Here is a 15,141-nt window from a genome sequence, read left to right as displayed (position 1 = left end):
GCAGGCGGTCTGTTGCGTCCGGGCCCCGGAGCGGATGACTGGTTGTCCAGGAACTGCTGGGCTGCAGACTGCAGGAAATTTTTTCCTGCAGCGATGTAATTTTCTCCCGTCGTGCGGACACTTAAGGGTCAAGGGGGAACTGTCCGCATGCAAGGGGAACACCATGTTGGCTACAAGGGAGCATCAGTTCATCGCGATGCACACCGAACACTTTGGCCGGGTATACAGGTACATCGCGTACCGGATCAGTGACGCCCAGCGGGCCGAGGAACTGGCTTCGGACGTTTTTCGCATCGCCTGGGAAAAGCAAAATCCGGACGTTCCAGGGATCGGCTGGCTCATAGCCACCGCACGGAACCTGGTGGGCAACGAGTACCGCGGACGCCAACGCGAGCGCTCACTCACCGAGCGCCTGGCCGACCAGGCCAGAGCGGCAGCACAGACGCACCGCAGTCCGGAGGCCGCCGCCGTCGCGGACGTCCTTTCGCGACTGAACGACAAGGACCGTGAGGTCCTCATGCTGAGCTACTGGGACGAGCTGACGACGGCGGAACTCGCCGCAAGTCTCGGTTGTTCCGTTTCTGCCGCGGGAGTGCGGCTGCACCGGGCGAGGAAAGCTTTTGCCAGCGCTGTCCCGTCTCATCTGATGTCCGAAAGGCAGGGTTAGCCATGGATCGCATTGAACAGCTCATGAGGGACGCAAAGCCGGTCGTGGCCGAGCCGCCGAGGCCGGCACTGACGGACCCGCAGGCTGTCTTCGGACGCGCCGGAACGGCACCTATGCTGTCTGAAGAGGTCAGGACGTTCTCGGATGACTATGCAGACGGGCCTCTGGATCCGCCCATTGACCTGCACCGGGCCAGCAAGCGTCGGTGGGGGCTGCGGGCCGCGGTTGTGGGGCTTGCGGCGGCTGCGGCAGCGGCCGCGGTTGTTGTGGCCGGCAACCTGGGGTCCCTGGTTCCGGCGCCTGCGCCGCCGGCCGTGAGCAGCACGGCAACGGGCCAGCCAACAGATGCAACGTCAACGCCAACGCCTTCGCCCGGTTTCCCGACGACGGGGTCAGCAGAATGCTCGTCAAGTAACATCTCCACCATCAATTCAGGCGCTCCTGGTGAGCTGCCGGCTCCACAATCCGACGTGATTGGATGTGCCGGTGGCTGGATGGGGTACAGCCGGCTGGAGCCAGGCTGGGACGGGGAATACTACTTCGCCAAGCTGCAGAACGGTCGTTTTGTCACCGATCTATCGGCCAAGTGGTCAAGGGTGATGTCTTGGAACTGCCGAGGAGTATCTTTCGATGTTGGAACGTGCGGCGTAGTCGTGACGAACCAGGAGATGGATGAGCGATTCGCCGCGGCGGGGATCCCCGTTGAACTCCGGCCGCAGCTGGTCGGTGACCAGCCGGCAACGCAGCCGGGGCCTACTGCGTCAGTGGCCGACGGCTGGAAGGTCTACGCCAGCGCCGACGGGAAATTGAGTTTCAGCCACCCGGAGAGCTGGCGCGTTGTTCCGGGCGAGCGAGGTCCTGGGGATAGCGGAGGACTCATCCTGGCTATCGAAGACGAGGGTAAGAAAATCGTGGCGCGGCTGGCCTACGGGACGGTTCAGAATCAGGGGCGGCCGGGACCTGGCGGCAGCGGCCCCGGTCTGGCGTATACGGTGTTGGACTACGTGGAAGTGCCACTTCCTTACCAGCCATTCGACGCCACTTCGCCTCTGGCGGTCTCGCCCCGTTTTGCTTACCGTGCACTTGAAAACGGTGATGGGAAAGTGCTCGCCTCATATGGGCTGACCAGCACGCTTGCAGGTTCCGAGGGGAGGGCTCCGTATCAGGTGATCAACGAAATCGACGGGCCGGGCTCTGGATTCGACCCCTACATGTTTGCCAGTGCCTTCGTTATCGGACAGGTAGATCCTCCTGAGATGACACGCGGGACGCTCACCTTCGGCACTATGGACGAAGCCATCGCCTACATGCAGACGGCGGAGTACAAGAACGCCAAGCGGATGATCACCTCGCTCCGGATCACGCCCTGACGACAACGAAACGGTCCGCGACGTTTTGGATTTGAACCCTCGGCTTTAGGACCGCCGGCCGGTTCGGCCTGCGACGGCGGGCCGGTCACCTCCAAGGTGACCGGCCCGCCGTCGTGCAGTCCAGAAAGCTACGGCAGGTGCCGCTCGTCCATGCCGTTGTATTCGCTCAACGGCCGGATCAAGGCGTTCGATGCCAGCTGCTCCATGATGTGCGCCGTCCAGCCGGTGATGCGGCTGGCGACGAACAACGGAGTGAACATGGGGGTGTCGAAGCCCATGAGGTGGTACGTGGGGCCGGCAGGGTAGTCAAGATTCGGCTTGATGCCCTTGGCCTCGTCCATGGCCTGTTCCAGCCCGTTGTACAGGCCCAACAGTTCCGGGCGGCCGTAGTGGGCAATCATCTTGTCCAGCGCGGCCTTCATGGTGGGGACGCGGGAGTCGCCGTGCTTGTAGACGCGGTGGCCGAAGCCCATGACCTTCTTCTTTTGCGCCAGAGCACCTTCCATCCAGGCCCTGGCCCGGGCCGCGGCTTCCTCGAGCGATTCCTCGCTGCGGATGCCGATTTCGTCGAAGGTATGCATGACGGCTTCGTTGGCACCGCCATGGAGCGGGCCCTTCAGCGCGCTGATGGCGGCGGTCACCGCGGAATGCAGATCGGACAGTGTGGAGGTGACCACGCGTGCCGTGAAGGTGGAGGCGTTGAAGGAGTGCTCTGCATAGAGGATCATCGAGACGTTGAACGCCTCCACGACTTCATCCACTGGCTCCTCGCCGAAGGTCATCCACAGGAAGTTCGCGGAGTAGCCGAGGTCATCCCGGGGCTCCACCACGTCCTGGCCGCGCCGGCGGCGCTGGTCGTAGGCCACGACGGACGGCATGGCCGCCCAGAGGTCTATGGCTTTCTTCATGTTTGCTTGGGGCGAGGCGTCTTCGGCCAGCTCGTGCCGGGCACCCAGTACAGAGGCTGCCGTGCGGCACACATCCATGGGGTGGGCGGTGGTCGGCAGGGTGTCGATGACCTGCTTCGCCACCGGGTCCAGTGGGCGTCCGGCGCGCTCGCGGGCGGTGAACTCAGCAAGCTGCTCCGCTGTGGGAAGTTCGCCGTTCCACAGGAGATAGGCCACTTCCTCGAAGCTGCACTTGGCGGCGAGCTCCTGCACGGGATAGCCGCGGTAGAGCAGCGAATTGGTGTCAGGGTTGACCTTGGAAACTGCGGTGTAGTCCACCACGACGCCGGCCAGGCCCTTCTTGATGTCAACAGCTTCCATGCTGTCCTCCTTCGTTCATTCGTGGATCCCAAGTCCTAGCGGACGCCAGGAATCTGGAAGTTGAAAACGCCGGTATCGAAATGGTTGTAGGCCTCGTAGTCCACCAGGTCGTAGAGCCGCGCACGGGTGAGCATGTTCTCCACCTGCGCCTCCTGCGACCCTGTGGCCTTGATCGATTCCAGCGTACGCTCTGCAGCCCCCATGGCAATGCGCAGCAGCGTGACCGGGTAAATCACCATGTTCACACCGACGCCTTGGAGCTGGTCAACGGTAAACAGGTCACTCTTGCCGAACTCTGTCATGTTGGCCAGGATCGGCACATCCACGGCATCACGGATGGCTTGGAACTCGCTGAGGTCCTTCATCGCTTCCGGGAAGATGGCGTCCGCACCGGCGTCCACCAAGGCCCGTGCGCGCTCCTGGGCGGCCTCGATCCCGTCCACGGCGCGGATGTCGGTCCGGGCCATGATGAGGAAGTTCGGATCCCGGCGGGCGTCCGCGGCGGCACGGATGCGCTTGGCGGCTGTGTCCACGTCGACGACGTTCTTGCCGTCCAGGTGCCCGCAGCGCTTCGGGTTGAACTGGTCCTCGATATGGCAGCCGGCCAGGCCGGCGTTCTCGAGTTCCTGGATGGTGCGGGCCACGTTCATGGGCTCGCCGAAGCCTGTGTCTGCGTCCACCAAGGAGGGCAGCTCGGTCATGCGTGCGATCTGCCCGGCGCGCGTGGCGACCTCGGTGAGGGTGGTCAGGCCGATGTCCGGCAGGCCAAGGTCATTGGCCAGCACTGCGCCGGAGATGTACACGCCGGCGAAGCCCTTTTCCTCGATCAGCCGTGCCGAGAGCGGGCTGAACGCGCCCGGGAACTGCTGGATGGTGCCGGAGGCGAGCATCTCGCGCAGGGCGAGGCGCTTCTGCTCCGGGGTTGTCTTGGAGTACAGCATGTGATTCTCCTGTCCAGGTTCGGTGGCGGAGCCTAGAAGAGGCCGGCCGGTGCGCTGCTGAGGTCGATGACGCCGGGGGCGGCGGTGATGTTCAGCTGGTCCAGCTCTCCCGGACCCAGATCTGCGAGGCCCTCGGCGGCGGCGAGGAAGCGCTCGATTTCGGCTTCGGCAACCAGGCCGGCGGCGAGGGTGCGGAACTTGTTGATGTACTGTTCGCGGGTGAACGGCCGGGCGCCGAGCGGGTGGGCGTCGGCCACGGCGATCTGGTCGGTGATGACTGTGCCGTCGTTCAGGGTGATCTCCACGGAACCGCCGAAGGCCTTCTCGGCGATGTCCAGCGAGTGGTACCGGCGGGTCCATTCGGCATCTTCCACGGTGCTGACCTTGTTCCACAGCTCCACGGTGTCGGCACGGCCGGCACGCTCCGGGGTGTAGGAGTCAACGTGGTGCCAGGAGCCGTCCTGCAGCGCCACGGTGAAGATGTACGGGATGGAGTGGTCCAGGGTTTCGCGGCTGGCCGCGGGGTCGTACTTCTGCGGGTCGTTGGCGCCGGAACCGATCACGTAGTGCGTGTGGTGGCTCGTCTTGATCAGGATCGACTGCACCTTGGATGGGTCCGTGGCCTCGGGGTGCTCGGCGTGCAGCTTGCGGGCGAGGTCGATCCAGGCCTGGGCCTGGTATTCGGCGGAGTGTTCCTTGGTGTAGGTGTCCAAGATGGCGCGCTTGGCTTCGCCGGCCTCGGGCAGCGGCACCTCATAGGAAGCGTCCGGGCCGTCCAGCATCCAGGCGATGACGCCGTCTTCGCCTTCGTAGATCGGCACGGGGGAGGTCTGGCCGCGCATGGAGCGGTCCACGGCTTCCACGGCCATCTTGCCGGCGAACGCGGGTGCGTGGGCCTTCCAGGTGGAAATCTCGCCCTTGCGGGACTGGCGCGTGGCCGTGGTGGTGTGCAGTGCCTGGCCGACGGACTGGAAGATCGTCTCGACGTCCAGGCCCAGGAGCGTGCCGATGCCGGCGGCGGCGGACGGGCCGAGGTGGGCCACGTGGTCGATCTTGTGCTTGTGCAGGCAGATGGCCTTGACCAGGTTGACCTGGATCTCGTAGCCGGTGGCGATGCCGCGGATCAGGTCCTTGCCGCTGGCGCCGACGTGCTGTGCGACGGCGAGGATCGGCGGGATGTTGTCGCCTGGGTGGGAGTAGTCGGCCGCCAGGAAGGTGTCGTGGTAGTCGAGTTCGCGCACTGCCACTCCATTGGCCCAGGCCGCCCACTCGGGGGAGACCCGGTCCGCGATGCCGAAGACGCCGGCGCCCTTGCCGTTGGTGCTTGGTGCATGGGTCAGCGCCTGGGCGCGGGCCGCGACAATGGGGCCACGGTTCAGCGAGGCAATGGCAACGGATGCGTTGTCGATGACCCGGTTGATGACCATGTCGGTGACCTCCGGGGCCACGTCGACGGGGTCGGCGGCGACCACGGCAATCTTGTGGGCCAACTGGTCCTCGCGGGCGAGGTTCTCTTCGCTCTTGTAGACACGGACGTGGTTGAGCTTAACCATGGTGCTCCTTCTTAGTGGGGTGAGTGGGTCGCTTTGACGTGGGAAAGGCTGCGGTGGAGGTGCAGGGTGGTGGCCGCTTCGGCGAGCTTGGCGTTGCCGGAAGCGATGGCCTCGGCAATCGCCGCATGCTCCAGGGCGGCCGCGTTCAGGCGCTGGGAGTCGTCGGCCGCGAGGCGGCGGACGCGGACCAGGTGGACGCGCAGGCTGCGCATCGCCTGGGCGAGGTAGGAGTTGGAGATGGCGGAGTCGATCGCTTCGTCGAGCCGCCCCACCAGGGCGTAGTACTCGTGCCTGGCCGGATCGCTTTCACTGATCAGCTCCGGCGCCCGCAGGAGGGCTGCGTGCAGCTGCTCGAACACTGTGCGCTCGCCGCGTTCGGCAGCGAGGGCGGCGGCCTTGCCCTCCAGTGTTTCGCGCAGTTCGAACATCTCGTCGATGTCGTCCAGGGAGATATCGGTGACGACGACGCCGCGGCCGCCCGCCGCCGTCGTGAGTCCCTCGGCGCTGAGCCGGCTGAGCGCCTCCCGGACAGGGGTGCGCGAGACGCCGAGGCGTTCGGATTGCTCCACTTCGGCAAGGACCGTGCCCGGCGCCAGGCGCCACTCGATGATGTCTTCGCGTAGCGTTGCATAGGCTTTGTCGCTGGCCCGCATGGTTCCTCCCCTCGATCTGTGGATGAGCACCAGTGTATACACAAATCGCCTTATGTTGCAGCAAAATTCGAAGAATCGGGGAGTTTTCTCCGCCTGTGTATACATAGATCTTGCCTGCGCCGCGATGCCCGCATAGCATGGGGCAACACAGTGACGTGGACGGGAGCCCAACATGGCCAGCGGAAATTACCGGGAAACATACTCGCGGAGCATCGAAGAGAAGGAAGCCTTCTGGCTTGAGGCGGCAGAGGGCGTGCAGTGGTCCGCGGTGCCGGACACCGCGCTGGATGAATCGGCCGCCCCGCTGTTCCGCTGGTTTCCTGACGGCGTGCTGAATACGAGCTACAACGCCCTGGACCGCCATGTTGAGGCCGGCCGCGGGGATCAGGACGCGCTCATCTATGACTCGGCGATGCTGGGAGTGAAGCGCAGGTACAGCTACACCGAACTGACCGGCCTGGTCGCACGTTTCGCCGGCGTTCTGCGTGCGCAAGGTGTCCGGAAGGGCGACAGGGTGGTCATTTACATGCCCATGATCCCCGAGGCCGTGATCGCGATGCTGGCGACGGCGCGGCTCGGAGCGGTGCATTCGGTGGTGTTCGGCGGCTTCGCCCCCAAGGAGCTTGCCGCCAGGATCAAGGATGCCGGCCCGTCGGCGGTTGTTACGGCGTCCGGCGGGATCGAGCCTTCCCGTCGTGTGGAATATCTGCCGGCCGTTGCCGAAGCCCTCGAACTCGCCGGCGCGCGCAATACGCCCGTCATCGTCAAGGCCCGGGAAGGCTTCGCGCATGTGGCAGCCGGGCATGGCGCGTGGGCGGACTGGGACGTTTCCATGGAAGCAGCCGTCCCGGCGGCAGCCGTGGACGTCGCGGCCACCGATCCCCTCTACATTCTGTACACCTCCGGTACCACCGGCACGCCCAAGGGCGTCGTGCGGGACAATGGCGGCCACGCTGTGGCGCTCAGCTGGACCATGGCGAACATCTACGACGTCGGTCCCGGTGACGTGATGTGGACGGCGTCCGACGTCGGCTGGGTGGTGGGCCACTCATACATTGTTTATGGCCCGCTGCTGGCCGGCGCCACCACAGTCCTCTATGAGGGCAAGCCGGTGGGAACTCCGGACGCGGGGGCCTTCTGGCGCGTGGTGCAGGACCACAAGGTCAATGTGTTGTTCACGGCGCCCACGGCCCTGCGCGCGATTCGCAAGGCCGATCCGCAGGCCGCAGAGCTGGCCCGCTACGACGTCTCCACCCTGCGAACCCTGTTTGCGGCCGGCGAACGGCTCGATGCGGACACCTACCGCTGGGCGGGCGAGGTCCTGGGGGTGCCCGTGGTGGACCACTGGTGGCAGACCGAAACCGGCTGGGCCATCTGTGCCAACCCGCGCGGGTTGGAGGATCTGCCTTTCAAGGCCGGTTCGCCTACCCTGCCCATGCCTGGCTTCGAGCTGAAGATTGTTGACGGATCCGGCGCGCCGGTGCAGCAAGGGGAGGAAGGCAACATTGTCCTGGGGCTCCCCTTGCCTCCCGGCACACTTGCCACCCTGTGGCAGGACGATGACCGCTATGTGTCCTCGTATCTGGCGGCCTTCGAGGGCAGCTACGCCACCGGCGACAGCGGCTACCAGGATGCCGATGGCTACGTCTTCGTCATGGGCAGGACCGACGACATCATCAACGTTGCCGGCCACCGGCTGTCCACCGGTGCGATTGAGCAGGTCATCGCGAGCCACCCGGCCGTGGCCGAATGTGCCGTGATCGGTGTGGCGGATCCCCTCAAGGGCCAGCACGCCAGCGGCTATGTGGTGCTCAAAGCCGGGGTCACGGCCGACGAAGGCGAGCTGCTCCGCGAGCTGATCGCCCTCGTCCGGAAGAACATCGGACCGGTGGCCGACTTCAAACACGCCACCGTGGTGGAGGCCCTCCCCAAGACCAGGTCCGGGAAGATCCTGCGCAAGACCATGCGGCAAATCGCCGATGGCGAGGACTATGTTGTGCCCTCCACCATTGAGGATCCGGACGTGATCGGGCAGTTGCTGGGCGTGTTGCGGCCAGAGAGTGTCTGAGCCTAGGCCCGGTTCCAGCCGTATTCGTTTTCCGGGCGGCCCGGGGTGCCGTAGCGTGGCGCCCGGGTGACAACGCCGGCGTCGGCGAGGTACTCGAGGTAGCGCCGCGCGGTCACGCGGGACATGCCCAGCGCTTCCATGACCTCGTTCGCGGAGACGGCCTGCTCCTGCCCCCGCATAAGCTCTTTGACCGAGTCCAGGGTGGACGCGGACAAGCCCTTGGGGAGCGGAAGGTCCGTGGGCGCGCGCAGGCTTGCGAATGCCTGGTCAACATCGCTTTGGGAGGCGCCGGCCTTGGAAATGCCCGACGCCGACGACGCCAGCTGTTCACGGAACGCCCGGTAGCTGCTGAGCTTGTCGGCGAACGTCGCGTAGGTGAACGGCTTGATCAGGTACTGGACCACGCCGATGGACACGGCGCTGCGCACAATGGTGAGTTCGCGGACCGCCGTGATGGCGATGATGTCGGCGAACAGCCCGGCGGCCCGCATCCGGCGGGCCACGTCGAGGCCATGGAGATCGGGCAGGTTCATGTCCAGCAGCACCAGGTCCACGGGGGTTCCGGCGGCGGTGAATTCGCCCATGATCCGCAGGGCCGACTGGCCGTCCGGGGCGGTTCCGGCAAGGACAAAGCCCGCCATCCGGCCCACGTACACGGCGTGGGCGGCGGCGGCGACCGGTTCGTCTTCGACCACCAGGACGCAGATGTCTGTCATGCGGATTCTTCCTCGGGGTCCGGCGCGGGCAGCACCACATGGAACTGGGCGCCGCCGGGGTTGGTGATGGTCATCGTGCCGCCGAGCCGCTGGACCGCCTGGCGGACCAGGGCGAGCCCCACGCCGCGGCCATGCCCGCCGCGGGGCGGGCCGGATGCCTTGGTGCTGAAGCCGTACTGGAGAACGTCATCAACCATACCGGGATCCAGTCCGGCGCCGGAGTCCCGGACGGCGAATTCCAGTGCGTCAAGGCCTGAGGTGACCACCAGCTCCACTTGGCGCGGGGCCTCCGCCGCCGCGGCGGCGTCGATCGCGTTGTCCAGCAGGTTCCCCAGGATGGTCACCAGGTCCTGGACGTCCAGGCCGTGCGCGCCGGTGCTGCCCGAGGTGCGGACCTGCAGTTCGACGCCCCGCTCATGGGCTTCGGCCGCCTTGCCCATGACGAGCGCGCTCATGATCGGCTCGTCCACGGAGGACAGCAGCTCATCCGTGAGCTGCTGGCTGAGTTCAAGGTCCTTGGTGGCAAAATCCAGTGCCTCCGGAGTCCGGCCCAATTCCATGAGCGAGACCAGGGTGTGCAGCCGGTTTGCGTGTTCGTGGGTCTGCGCCCGCAGGGCATCCGAGAGGGTTTTCATGGTCTGCAGTTCCGTGCCGAGCGATTCAATTTCGGTGCGGTCCCGGATGGTCGCCACCGAGCCGTACACCGCCGGCTTCTGGCGGCTTCGTACCGGAACAGGGCCCACGGCCGGTGCCTGGTTGACCACCAGGATGCGGGAGCCGGTCAGGTGGATCTCGTCGTGTGCCGTCCGCCCGGACTGGAAAAGTGCTTTCAGGCTGCCGTCGAGCGGCAGTTCCGAGAGCCGCGGGGCGGCGTCCGGCGCCCGGTCGACGTCGGCCGGCTCTAGTCCCAGCAGCTCTGCCGCCTGGTCGTTGTACATCACGGCCTTGCCCTGGGTGTTGATGAGGATGACACCCTCGCGGACGGAATGCAGCACGGATTCGTAGTAGGCGAAGAGCTGGGCGAGCTGCTCCGGCCCCCAGCCCCGGGTGACCGAGCGCAGGTACCGGCCCAGGGCCCAGGAGGCGAAGGAACCGGCCAGCAGCACGGCCAGGGCGATGGCCCCAACGGCCAGCAGCCGCTCGGAAACCGCGACGTCGACGGTGCGGACCGTGACGCCGGCAGCCACGAGTGCCTTCACGCTTCCGGCGGCGTCCTTGACCGGGACGATGGTCCGGACGGATGGCCCCAGGGTTCCGGCAGTGATTTCCGTGAAGGATTCGCCCTGGAGAGCCGGCTCAATCGTGCCGATGTAGGGTTTGCCGAGCTCTGCCGGGTTGGGGTGTGTCCAGCGCGTCCGGTCCGGGGCCATGATCGTGATGAAGTCCGTGTCCGCATCAGCCAGGAACGCCGTGGCATAGGGCTGGAGCATGGCCGAGGGGTCCGGTGTGGCGGCGGCCTGCAGCACCAGGGGGTTGGCGGCGACGGCGGCCGCGACGGCACGCATGCGGTGGCCGGCGTCGTCGTAGGCCCTGTCCCTGGCCTCGAGCACGGCGGCGGCGCCAAACGCGGCCGTCAGCAGCAGGACGAACAGCAGGTTCGCCACGAAAAGCCGCCGGGCGATGCTCCAGCTCTGAAACACAGTCACCTCCATGACCAATATGACCGCAACAGTGATGCATGTCACCGTCGGCCCAATGATGGATATCACACGGCCGGCGGAACGGACACAAGTGCAGGACCGCAGCGCCTTACACAGTATCCAAAAGGAGTAATCCCATGACCTCTCAACGAGGAGAGTCGGCACAGCCCGCCGCAGGCGGACGCAAGGGGCTCGATAAGTCGCACTACCTGTACATCGCGGTCATCGCCGCCGTCATCCTGGGCGCGCTGCTCGGCCTGCTGTTCCCTGAAGTCGGCAAGTCCCTGAAGCCGCTAGGTGACGGCTTCATCAAGCTCATCAAGATGATGATCGCCCCCGTGATCTTCTGCACCATCGTGCTCGGCATCGGCTCCATCGCGAAAGCAGCCACCGTGGGCAAGGTTGGCGGGCTCGCGCTTGGCTACTTCGTGGCCATGTCCACCTTTGCCCTGGGCATCGGCCTGGTGGTGGGCAACCTCATCCACCCGGGCGACGGCCTGAAGCTGGCGCCGTACGATCCCACCAAGAAGGCCGCCACGGACAGCACTGTCGACTTCCTCCTGGGTATCATCCCCGGCGACATTCCCGTCCTGCCCACGCTGCTCGCCGCGATCCTGGTCGGTTTCGCGCTGCAGAAGATGGGCAAGCAGGGAGCCCCCGTGCTGAAGGCCATCGGACATGGCCAGGCCCTCGTGTTCCGGATCCTCATCATGATCATGTGGCTGGCCCCGGTTGGCGCCTTCGGCGCGATCGCCGCCGTCGTGGGAGCCACCGGCGCGCAGGCCATCCTCAGCATGTTCACCCTCATGGTGGCGTTCTACATCACCTGCGCACTGTTCATCGTCGTCATCCTGGGCACGCTGCTGCGCGTGGTGGCCGGAGTCAACATCTTCAAGCTCATGAAGTACCTGGCCCGCGAATACCTGCTGATCTTCTCCACCTCGTCCTCCGAAGCCGCCCTTCCCCGCCTCATCGCCAAGATGGAGCACCTGGGCGTGTCCAAGCCGGTTGTCGGTGTTGCCGTCCCCACGGGCTACTCCTTCAACCTGGACGGCACCGCGATCTACCTGACCATGGCGTCCCTGTTCGTTGCCAACGCCATGGGCACCCCGCTGGACCTCGGCGCGCAGGTGTCGCTGCTGGTCTTCATGATCATCGCTTCCAAGGGTGCTGCCGGTGTCACCGGCGCCGGCCTGGCCACCCTCGCGGCAGGCCTTCAGGCACACAAACCCGAGCTCCTCGGCGGCGTGGGCATGATCGTGGGCATCGACCGCTTCATGTCCGAGGCCCGGGCCCTCACGAACTTCACCGGCAACGCGGTCGCCACCGTGCTCATCGGTACCTGGGTGAAGGAGATCGACAATGGCCAGGTGGGCCGGGTCCTCTCCGGCTCCGAGCCCTTCGACGAGCAGACCATGATCGCCCACGGCGCCGAGGCCGTGGATGCGGAAGAGGCAGCGGACGCGGAGCTGCGCGAGAAGATTCCTGCCTGACGATCAACTGACGCGATAAACATCAGCGGCGCAGGCCGCCGTCGGGATCCATTGCTCCGGATGCCACGGTTCCACCGGCAAGGCCGGCACCCCTGCGGGTGCCGGCCTTGCCGCGTCCGCAGGTGGCTTGGCGTGGACCAGCCACCACAACCTTCGACTTCAACTAGAGGGTAAGGCCAAAATGGCCGACATTGTCAAGTTCGTCAAACAGCGTGTCCGGGACTGTAGCCTAGGTGGGTAGTATCGCTGAAGCTGGCGCCAGCAGCAGGGACAAGATCGACGTCGAAAGTGTGGACAGATACGTGAGCAGCGAATGGGGTACGGCAACGCTGGAAGGCGCGGAGCTCGACCTGGAAGACGCCGTGATGGGGCCCACCGGCCGCCCACAGCGTGACTTCCCGGAGCCCGCGCCGCTGGCCTCGCACGGACCGGCACGGGTCATCGCCATGGTCAACCAAAAGGGCGGCGTCGGCAAGACCACGTCCACCATCAACCTCGCAGCGGCGCTCGCCGAATACGGCCGGCGCGTCCTGCTCGTGGACTTCGACCCCCAAGGTGCCCTCTCCGCCGGTCTCGGTGCCAACCCGCACGAGCTCGATCTCACTGTCTACAACGTCCTGATGGACCGCAAGGTGGACATCCGCGACGCCATCCAGCAGACCGGCGTCGACGGCGTCGATCTGCTGCCCGCAAACATCGACCTCTCAGCCGCTGAAGTCCAACTGGTCAACGAGGTTGCCCGCGAACAGGTCCTGGACCGCGCACTCAAGAGCGTCGAGGACCACTACGACGTCGTCCTCATCGACTGCCAGCCCTCGCTGGGCCTGCTGACCGTCAACGCCCTGACCGCCGCGCATGGCGTGATCATCCCCTTGATCTGCGAGTTCTTCGCCCTGCGCGCCGTGGCACTGCTGGTCGAGACCATTGAAAAGGTCCAGGACCGCCTCAACCCCCGCCTGCAGGTGGACGGCGTGCTCGCCACGATGTACGACGCCCGCACCCTGCACAGCCGGGAAGTGATCTCCCGCCTGGTCGAGGCCTTCGGGGACAAGGTCTTCGAGACCGTCATCAAGCGCTCCATCAAGTTTGCCGACGCCACCGTGGCCGCAGAACCCATCACCAGCTACGCCGGAAACCACATCGGCGCCGACGCCTACCGCCGCCTGGCCAAGGAACTGATCTCGCGCGGCGGCGCACCCTAGCGGACCGCGTGGCACAACCGCCCGCTCCGCCGGCGCCCGGCTTCGAAGTCAGGCTCGAGAATTTCACCGGTCCCTTCGACGTGCTCCTGGGCCTGATCTCCAAGCACCAGCTGGACATCACCGAAATCGCCCTGGCCACCGTCACGGACGAGTTCATCAAGTACATCCGCAAGCTGCAGGAGCTCGGCGAGGAATGGGCCCTGGACGAAGCCAGCGAGTTCCTCGTCATCGCCGCCACCCTCCTTGACCTGAAGGCCGCCAGGCTCCTGCCTGCGGGCGAAGTGGAGGACGCCGAGGACATTGCCCTGCTCGAGGCCCGGGACCTGCTGTTCGCCCGCCTGCTGCAATACAAGGCGTTCAAGCACGTTGCAGGCCTCATGAGCGACACCCTGGACCTGGAGGCGAAGAGCTTTTCGCGGCAGGTGGCCCTCGAAGCCCATTTCGCGGCGCTGCTTCCCGAACTCGTGTGGCGGCATACGCCGGAACAGTTTGCCGCGCTGGCCGCCAAGGCCCTCACGCCGAAGGACACCGCAGCCCCCCAGGTGGGCCTGGAGCATCTTCATGCCCCGGCCGTCAGCATCAAGGAACAGGCCGAGATTATCGGGCGCCGCCTGCGGCACGGCGTGCCGCTGTCCTTCCGCGCCCTCATCGCCGACGCCGGGGCCACCGCGGTGGTGGTGGCCCGCTTCCTGGCCCTGCTGGAAATGTTCCGCGACCGTGTGGTCGCTTTCGAGCAGGCGGCCCCGCTGGGCGATCTCACTGTGCGCTGGACGGGACATCACGAGGACTGGAGCAGCGAGAACCTCAGCGAGGAATACGGCCTCAGGGAGCAACATGGCAGGGAACAGGAGCAGCAGTGAGCGAAGCGACACAAACCCCGGACGGCCATGCCGGGCTGGAGGCCAGGCCCGGGGGAGTCCGTGCCGCCCTGGAGGCGGTGCTGATGGTTGTGGACCAGCCGGCGACGTCCGAGGAGCTCGCGGCAGTGCTGGACGTGACGGTCGCCGTCGTCGAGGAATTGCTGGCCGGACTGCAGCGGGAGTATGGCGGCTATACTGTTAAAGCCCCGGACGTGGACGCTGTCGGCTTTGCCGTCGCCAGTGCCGCACCCCGGGGTTTTGAATTGCGGAACGTGGCCGGCGGATGGCGGATCTATTCGCGAGCGGATTTTGCCGACGTCGTGGGCAGATTCGTCCTCGATGGCCAGACGAGCAGGCTGACCCAGGCGGCACTTGAAACGCTGGCGGTCATCGCCTACCGGCAACCGGTCTCCAGGGCCCGGGTGTCTGCGATCCGCGGCGTCAATGTTGATTCGGTCGTCCGGACCCTGACCCAGCGGGGTCTGGTCGAGGACGCCGGCAACGATCCCGAATCGGGTTCGGTCCTGTACCGGACCACCTCCTATTTCCTTGAACGGATGGGAATCGCTTCGGTGGCCGAACTGCCCGCGCTGTCGCCCCACCTTCCCGGGTTGGACGGCATCGAGGAGTTTTACGACGCCGGCCGGATGTAGGCAGCCACGCCGGCAACGCCTGCACCGCAGGACAACTTCATACAAGGCTCCGGATCC

At 65.9% G+C, this 15,141-nt stretch carries 13 protein-coding genes; 7 read left to right on the top strand and 6 right to left on the bottom strand.

Features of this window, described 5'->3' with window-relative positions:
• Positions 1-163 precede the first annotated feature (163 nt).
• Both J1902_RS11290 and J1902_RS11285 read left to right on the top strand, forming a co-directional pair.
• Positions 164-667 (top strand): RNA polymerase sigma factor, encoded by a 504-nt coding sequence (locus J1902_RS11290; RefSeq protein WP_207616355.1) that lies wholly within the window; start codon positions 164-166, stop codon positions 665-667.
• Between the two features lie 2 nt (positions 668-669).
• Positions 670-2,037, top strand: a complete 1,368-nt coding sequence (locus J1902_RS11285) for a hypothetical protein (RefSeq protein ID WP_207616354.1) — start codon at positions 670-672, stop codon at positions 2,035-2,037.
• A 128-nt stretch (positions 2,038-2,165) separates the two neighbouring features.
• On the opposite strand, the gene J1902_RS11280 is transcribed toward J1902_RS11285, so the two are convergent.
• From J1902_RS11280 to J1902_RS11265, 4 genes are read right to left on the bottom strand one after another with little or no spacing between them, the layout of a single operon-like run.
• Complete coding sequence (locus tag J1902_RS11280; protein WP_207616353.1) at positions 2,166-3,305, bottom strand: bifunctional 2-methylcitrate synthase/citrate synthase; 1,140 nt, start codon at positions 3,303-3,305, stop codon at positions 2,166-2,168.
• 35 nt (positions 3,306-3,340) lie between these two features.
• A complete protein-coding gene (gene prpB / locus J1902_RS11275; RefSeq protein ID WP_207616352.1) occupies positions 3,341-4,246 on the bottom strand; it encodes a methylisocitrate lyase in 906 nt (301 codons plus the stop codon).
• Positions 4,247-4,278: 32 nt separating this feature from the next.
• A complete protein-coding gene (locus J1902_RS11270) occupies positions 4,279-5,799 on the bottom strand; it encodes an MmgE/PrpD family protein (protein ID WP_207616351.1) in 1,521 nt (506 codons plus the stop codon).
• Positions 5,800-5,810: 11 nt separating this feature from the next.
• Entirely contained in the window at positions 5,811-6,452 is a 642-nt protein-coding gene (locus tag J1902_RS11265; protein WP_207616350.1) for a GntR family transcriptional regulator, read from the bottom strand.
• A gap of 172 nt (positions 6,453-6,624) precedes the next feature.
• Here J1902_RS11265 and J1902_RS11260 point away from each other — a divergent pair, with 172 nt between their 5' ends.
• Entirely contained in the window at positions 6,625-8,520 is a 1,896-nt protein-coding gene (locus J1902_RS11260; RefSeq protein ID WP_207616349.1) for an acetate--CoA ligase, read from the top strand.
• A 2-nt stretch (positions 8,521-8,522) separates the two neighbouring features.
• On the opposite strand, the gene J1902_RS11255 is transcribed toward J1902_RS11260, so the two are convergent.
• Together J1902_RS11255 and J1902_RS11250 are read right to left on the bottom strand one after the other, a co-directional pair.
• On the bottom strand, positions 8,523-9,236 hold the full coding sequence (locus tag J1902_RS11255) for a response regulator (protein ID WP_207616348.1): 714 nt from the start codon (positions 9,234-9,236) through the stop codon (positions 8,523-8,525).
• Positions 9,233-10,876, bottom strand: coding sequence for a sensor histidine kinase (locus tag J1902_RS11250; protein WP_207616347.1), 1,644 nt, complete (start codon positions 10,874-10,876; stop codon positions 9,233-9,235). Before J1902_RS11250 ends, J1902_RS11255 begins: the two co-directional genes overlap by 4 nt.
• Before the next feature lie 137 nt (positions 10,877-11,013).
• On the opposite strand from J1902_RS11250, the gene J1902_RS11245 reads away from it, so the two are divergent.
• The 4 genes from J1902_RS11245 (at position 11,014) to scpB (ending at position 15,084) form a co-directional block, all read left to right on the top strand.
• Positions 11,014-12,369, top strand: coding sequence for a cation:dicarboxylate symporter family transporter (locus J1902_RS11245; protein ID WP_207616346.1), 1,356 nt, complete (start codon positions 11,014-11,016; stop codon positions 12,367-12,369).
• 302 nt (positions 12,370-12,671) lie between these two features.
• The gene (locus J1902_RS11240) at positions 12,672-13,571 is read left to right on the top strand and encodes a ParA family protein (RefSeq protein ID WP_207616369.1); all 900 of its coding nucleotides are present in this window, start codon (positions 12,672-12,674) and stop codon (positions 13,569-13,571) included.
• A gap of 8 nt (positions 13,572-13,579) precedes the next feature.
• Positions 13,580-14,431, top strand: a complete 852-nt coding sequence (locus J1902_RS11235; protein WP_207616345.1) for a segregation and condensation protein A — start codon at positions 13,580-13,582, stop codon at positions 14,429-14,431.
• Positions 14,428-15,084 carry an SMC-Scp complex subunit ScpB gene (gene scpB / locus J1902_RS11230; RefSeq protein WP_207616344.1) on the top strand — a complete coding sequence of 219 codons (657 nt, stop codon included), beginning with the start codon at positions 14,428-14,430 and terminating at the stop codon, positions 15,082-15,084. The genes J1902_RS11235 and scpB overlap by 4 nt, the downstream gene beginning before the upstream one ends.
• Positions 15,085-15,141: the final 57 nt, after the last annotated feature.

It is taken from the genome of Arthrobacter cavernae, from assembly GCF_017368795.1.
Taxonomy (GTDB): Bacteria; Actinomycetota; Actinomycetes; order Actinomycetales; family Micrococcaceae; genus Arthrobacter; species Arthrobacter cavernae.
The sequence above is the reverse complement of the archived record's forward strand: the minus strand, read 5'-3'. Positions and strand labels throughout refer to the sequence as shown.

Coding starts and splice junctions, on each gene's coding strand:
- J1902_RS11290 (WP_207616355.1), top strand. CDS start 164: ATGTTGGCTACAAGGGAGCATCAGTTCATCGCGATGCACACCGAACAC.
- J1902_RS11285 (WP_207616354.1), top strand. CDS start 670: ATGGATCGCATTGAACAGCTCATGAGGGACGCAAAGCCGGTCGTGGCC.
- J1902_RS11280 (WP_207616353.1), bottom strand. CDS start 3,305: ATGGAAGCTGTTGACATCAAGAAGGGCCTGGCCGGCGTCGTGGTGGAC.
- prpB (WP_207616352.1), bottom strand. CDS start 4,246: ATGCTGTACTCCAAGACAACCCCGGAGCAGAAGCGCCTCGCCCTGCGC.
- J1902_RS11270 (WP_207616351.1), bottom strand. CDS start 5,799: ATGGTTAAGCTCAACCACGTCCGTGTCTACAAGAGCGAAGAGAACCTC.
- J1902_RS11265 (WP_207616350.1), bottom strand. CDS start 6,452: ATGCGGGCCAGCGACAAAGCCTATGCAACGCTACGCGAAGACATCATC.
- J1902_RS11260 (WP_207616349.1), top strand. CDS start 6,625: ATGGCCAGCGGAAATTACCGGGAAACATACTCGCGGAGCATCGAAGAG.
- J1902_RS11255 (WP_207616348.1), bottom strand. CDS start 9,236: ATGACAGACATCTGCGTCCTGGTGGTCGAAGACGAACCGGTCGCCGCC.
- J1902_RS11245 (WP_207616346.1), top strand. CDS start 11,014: ATGACCTCTCAACGAGGAGAGTCGGCACAGCCCGCCGCAGGCGGACGC.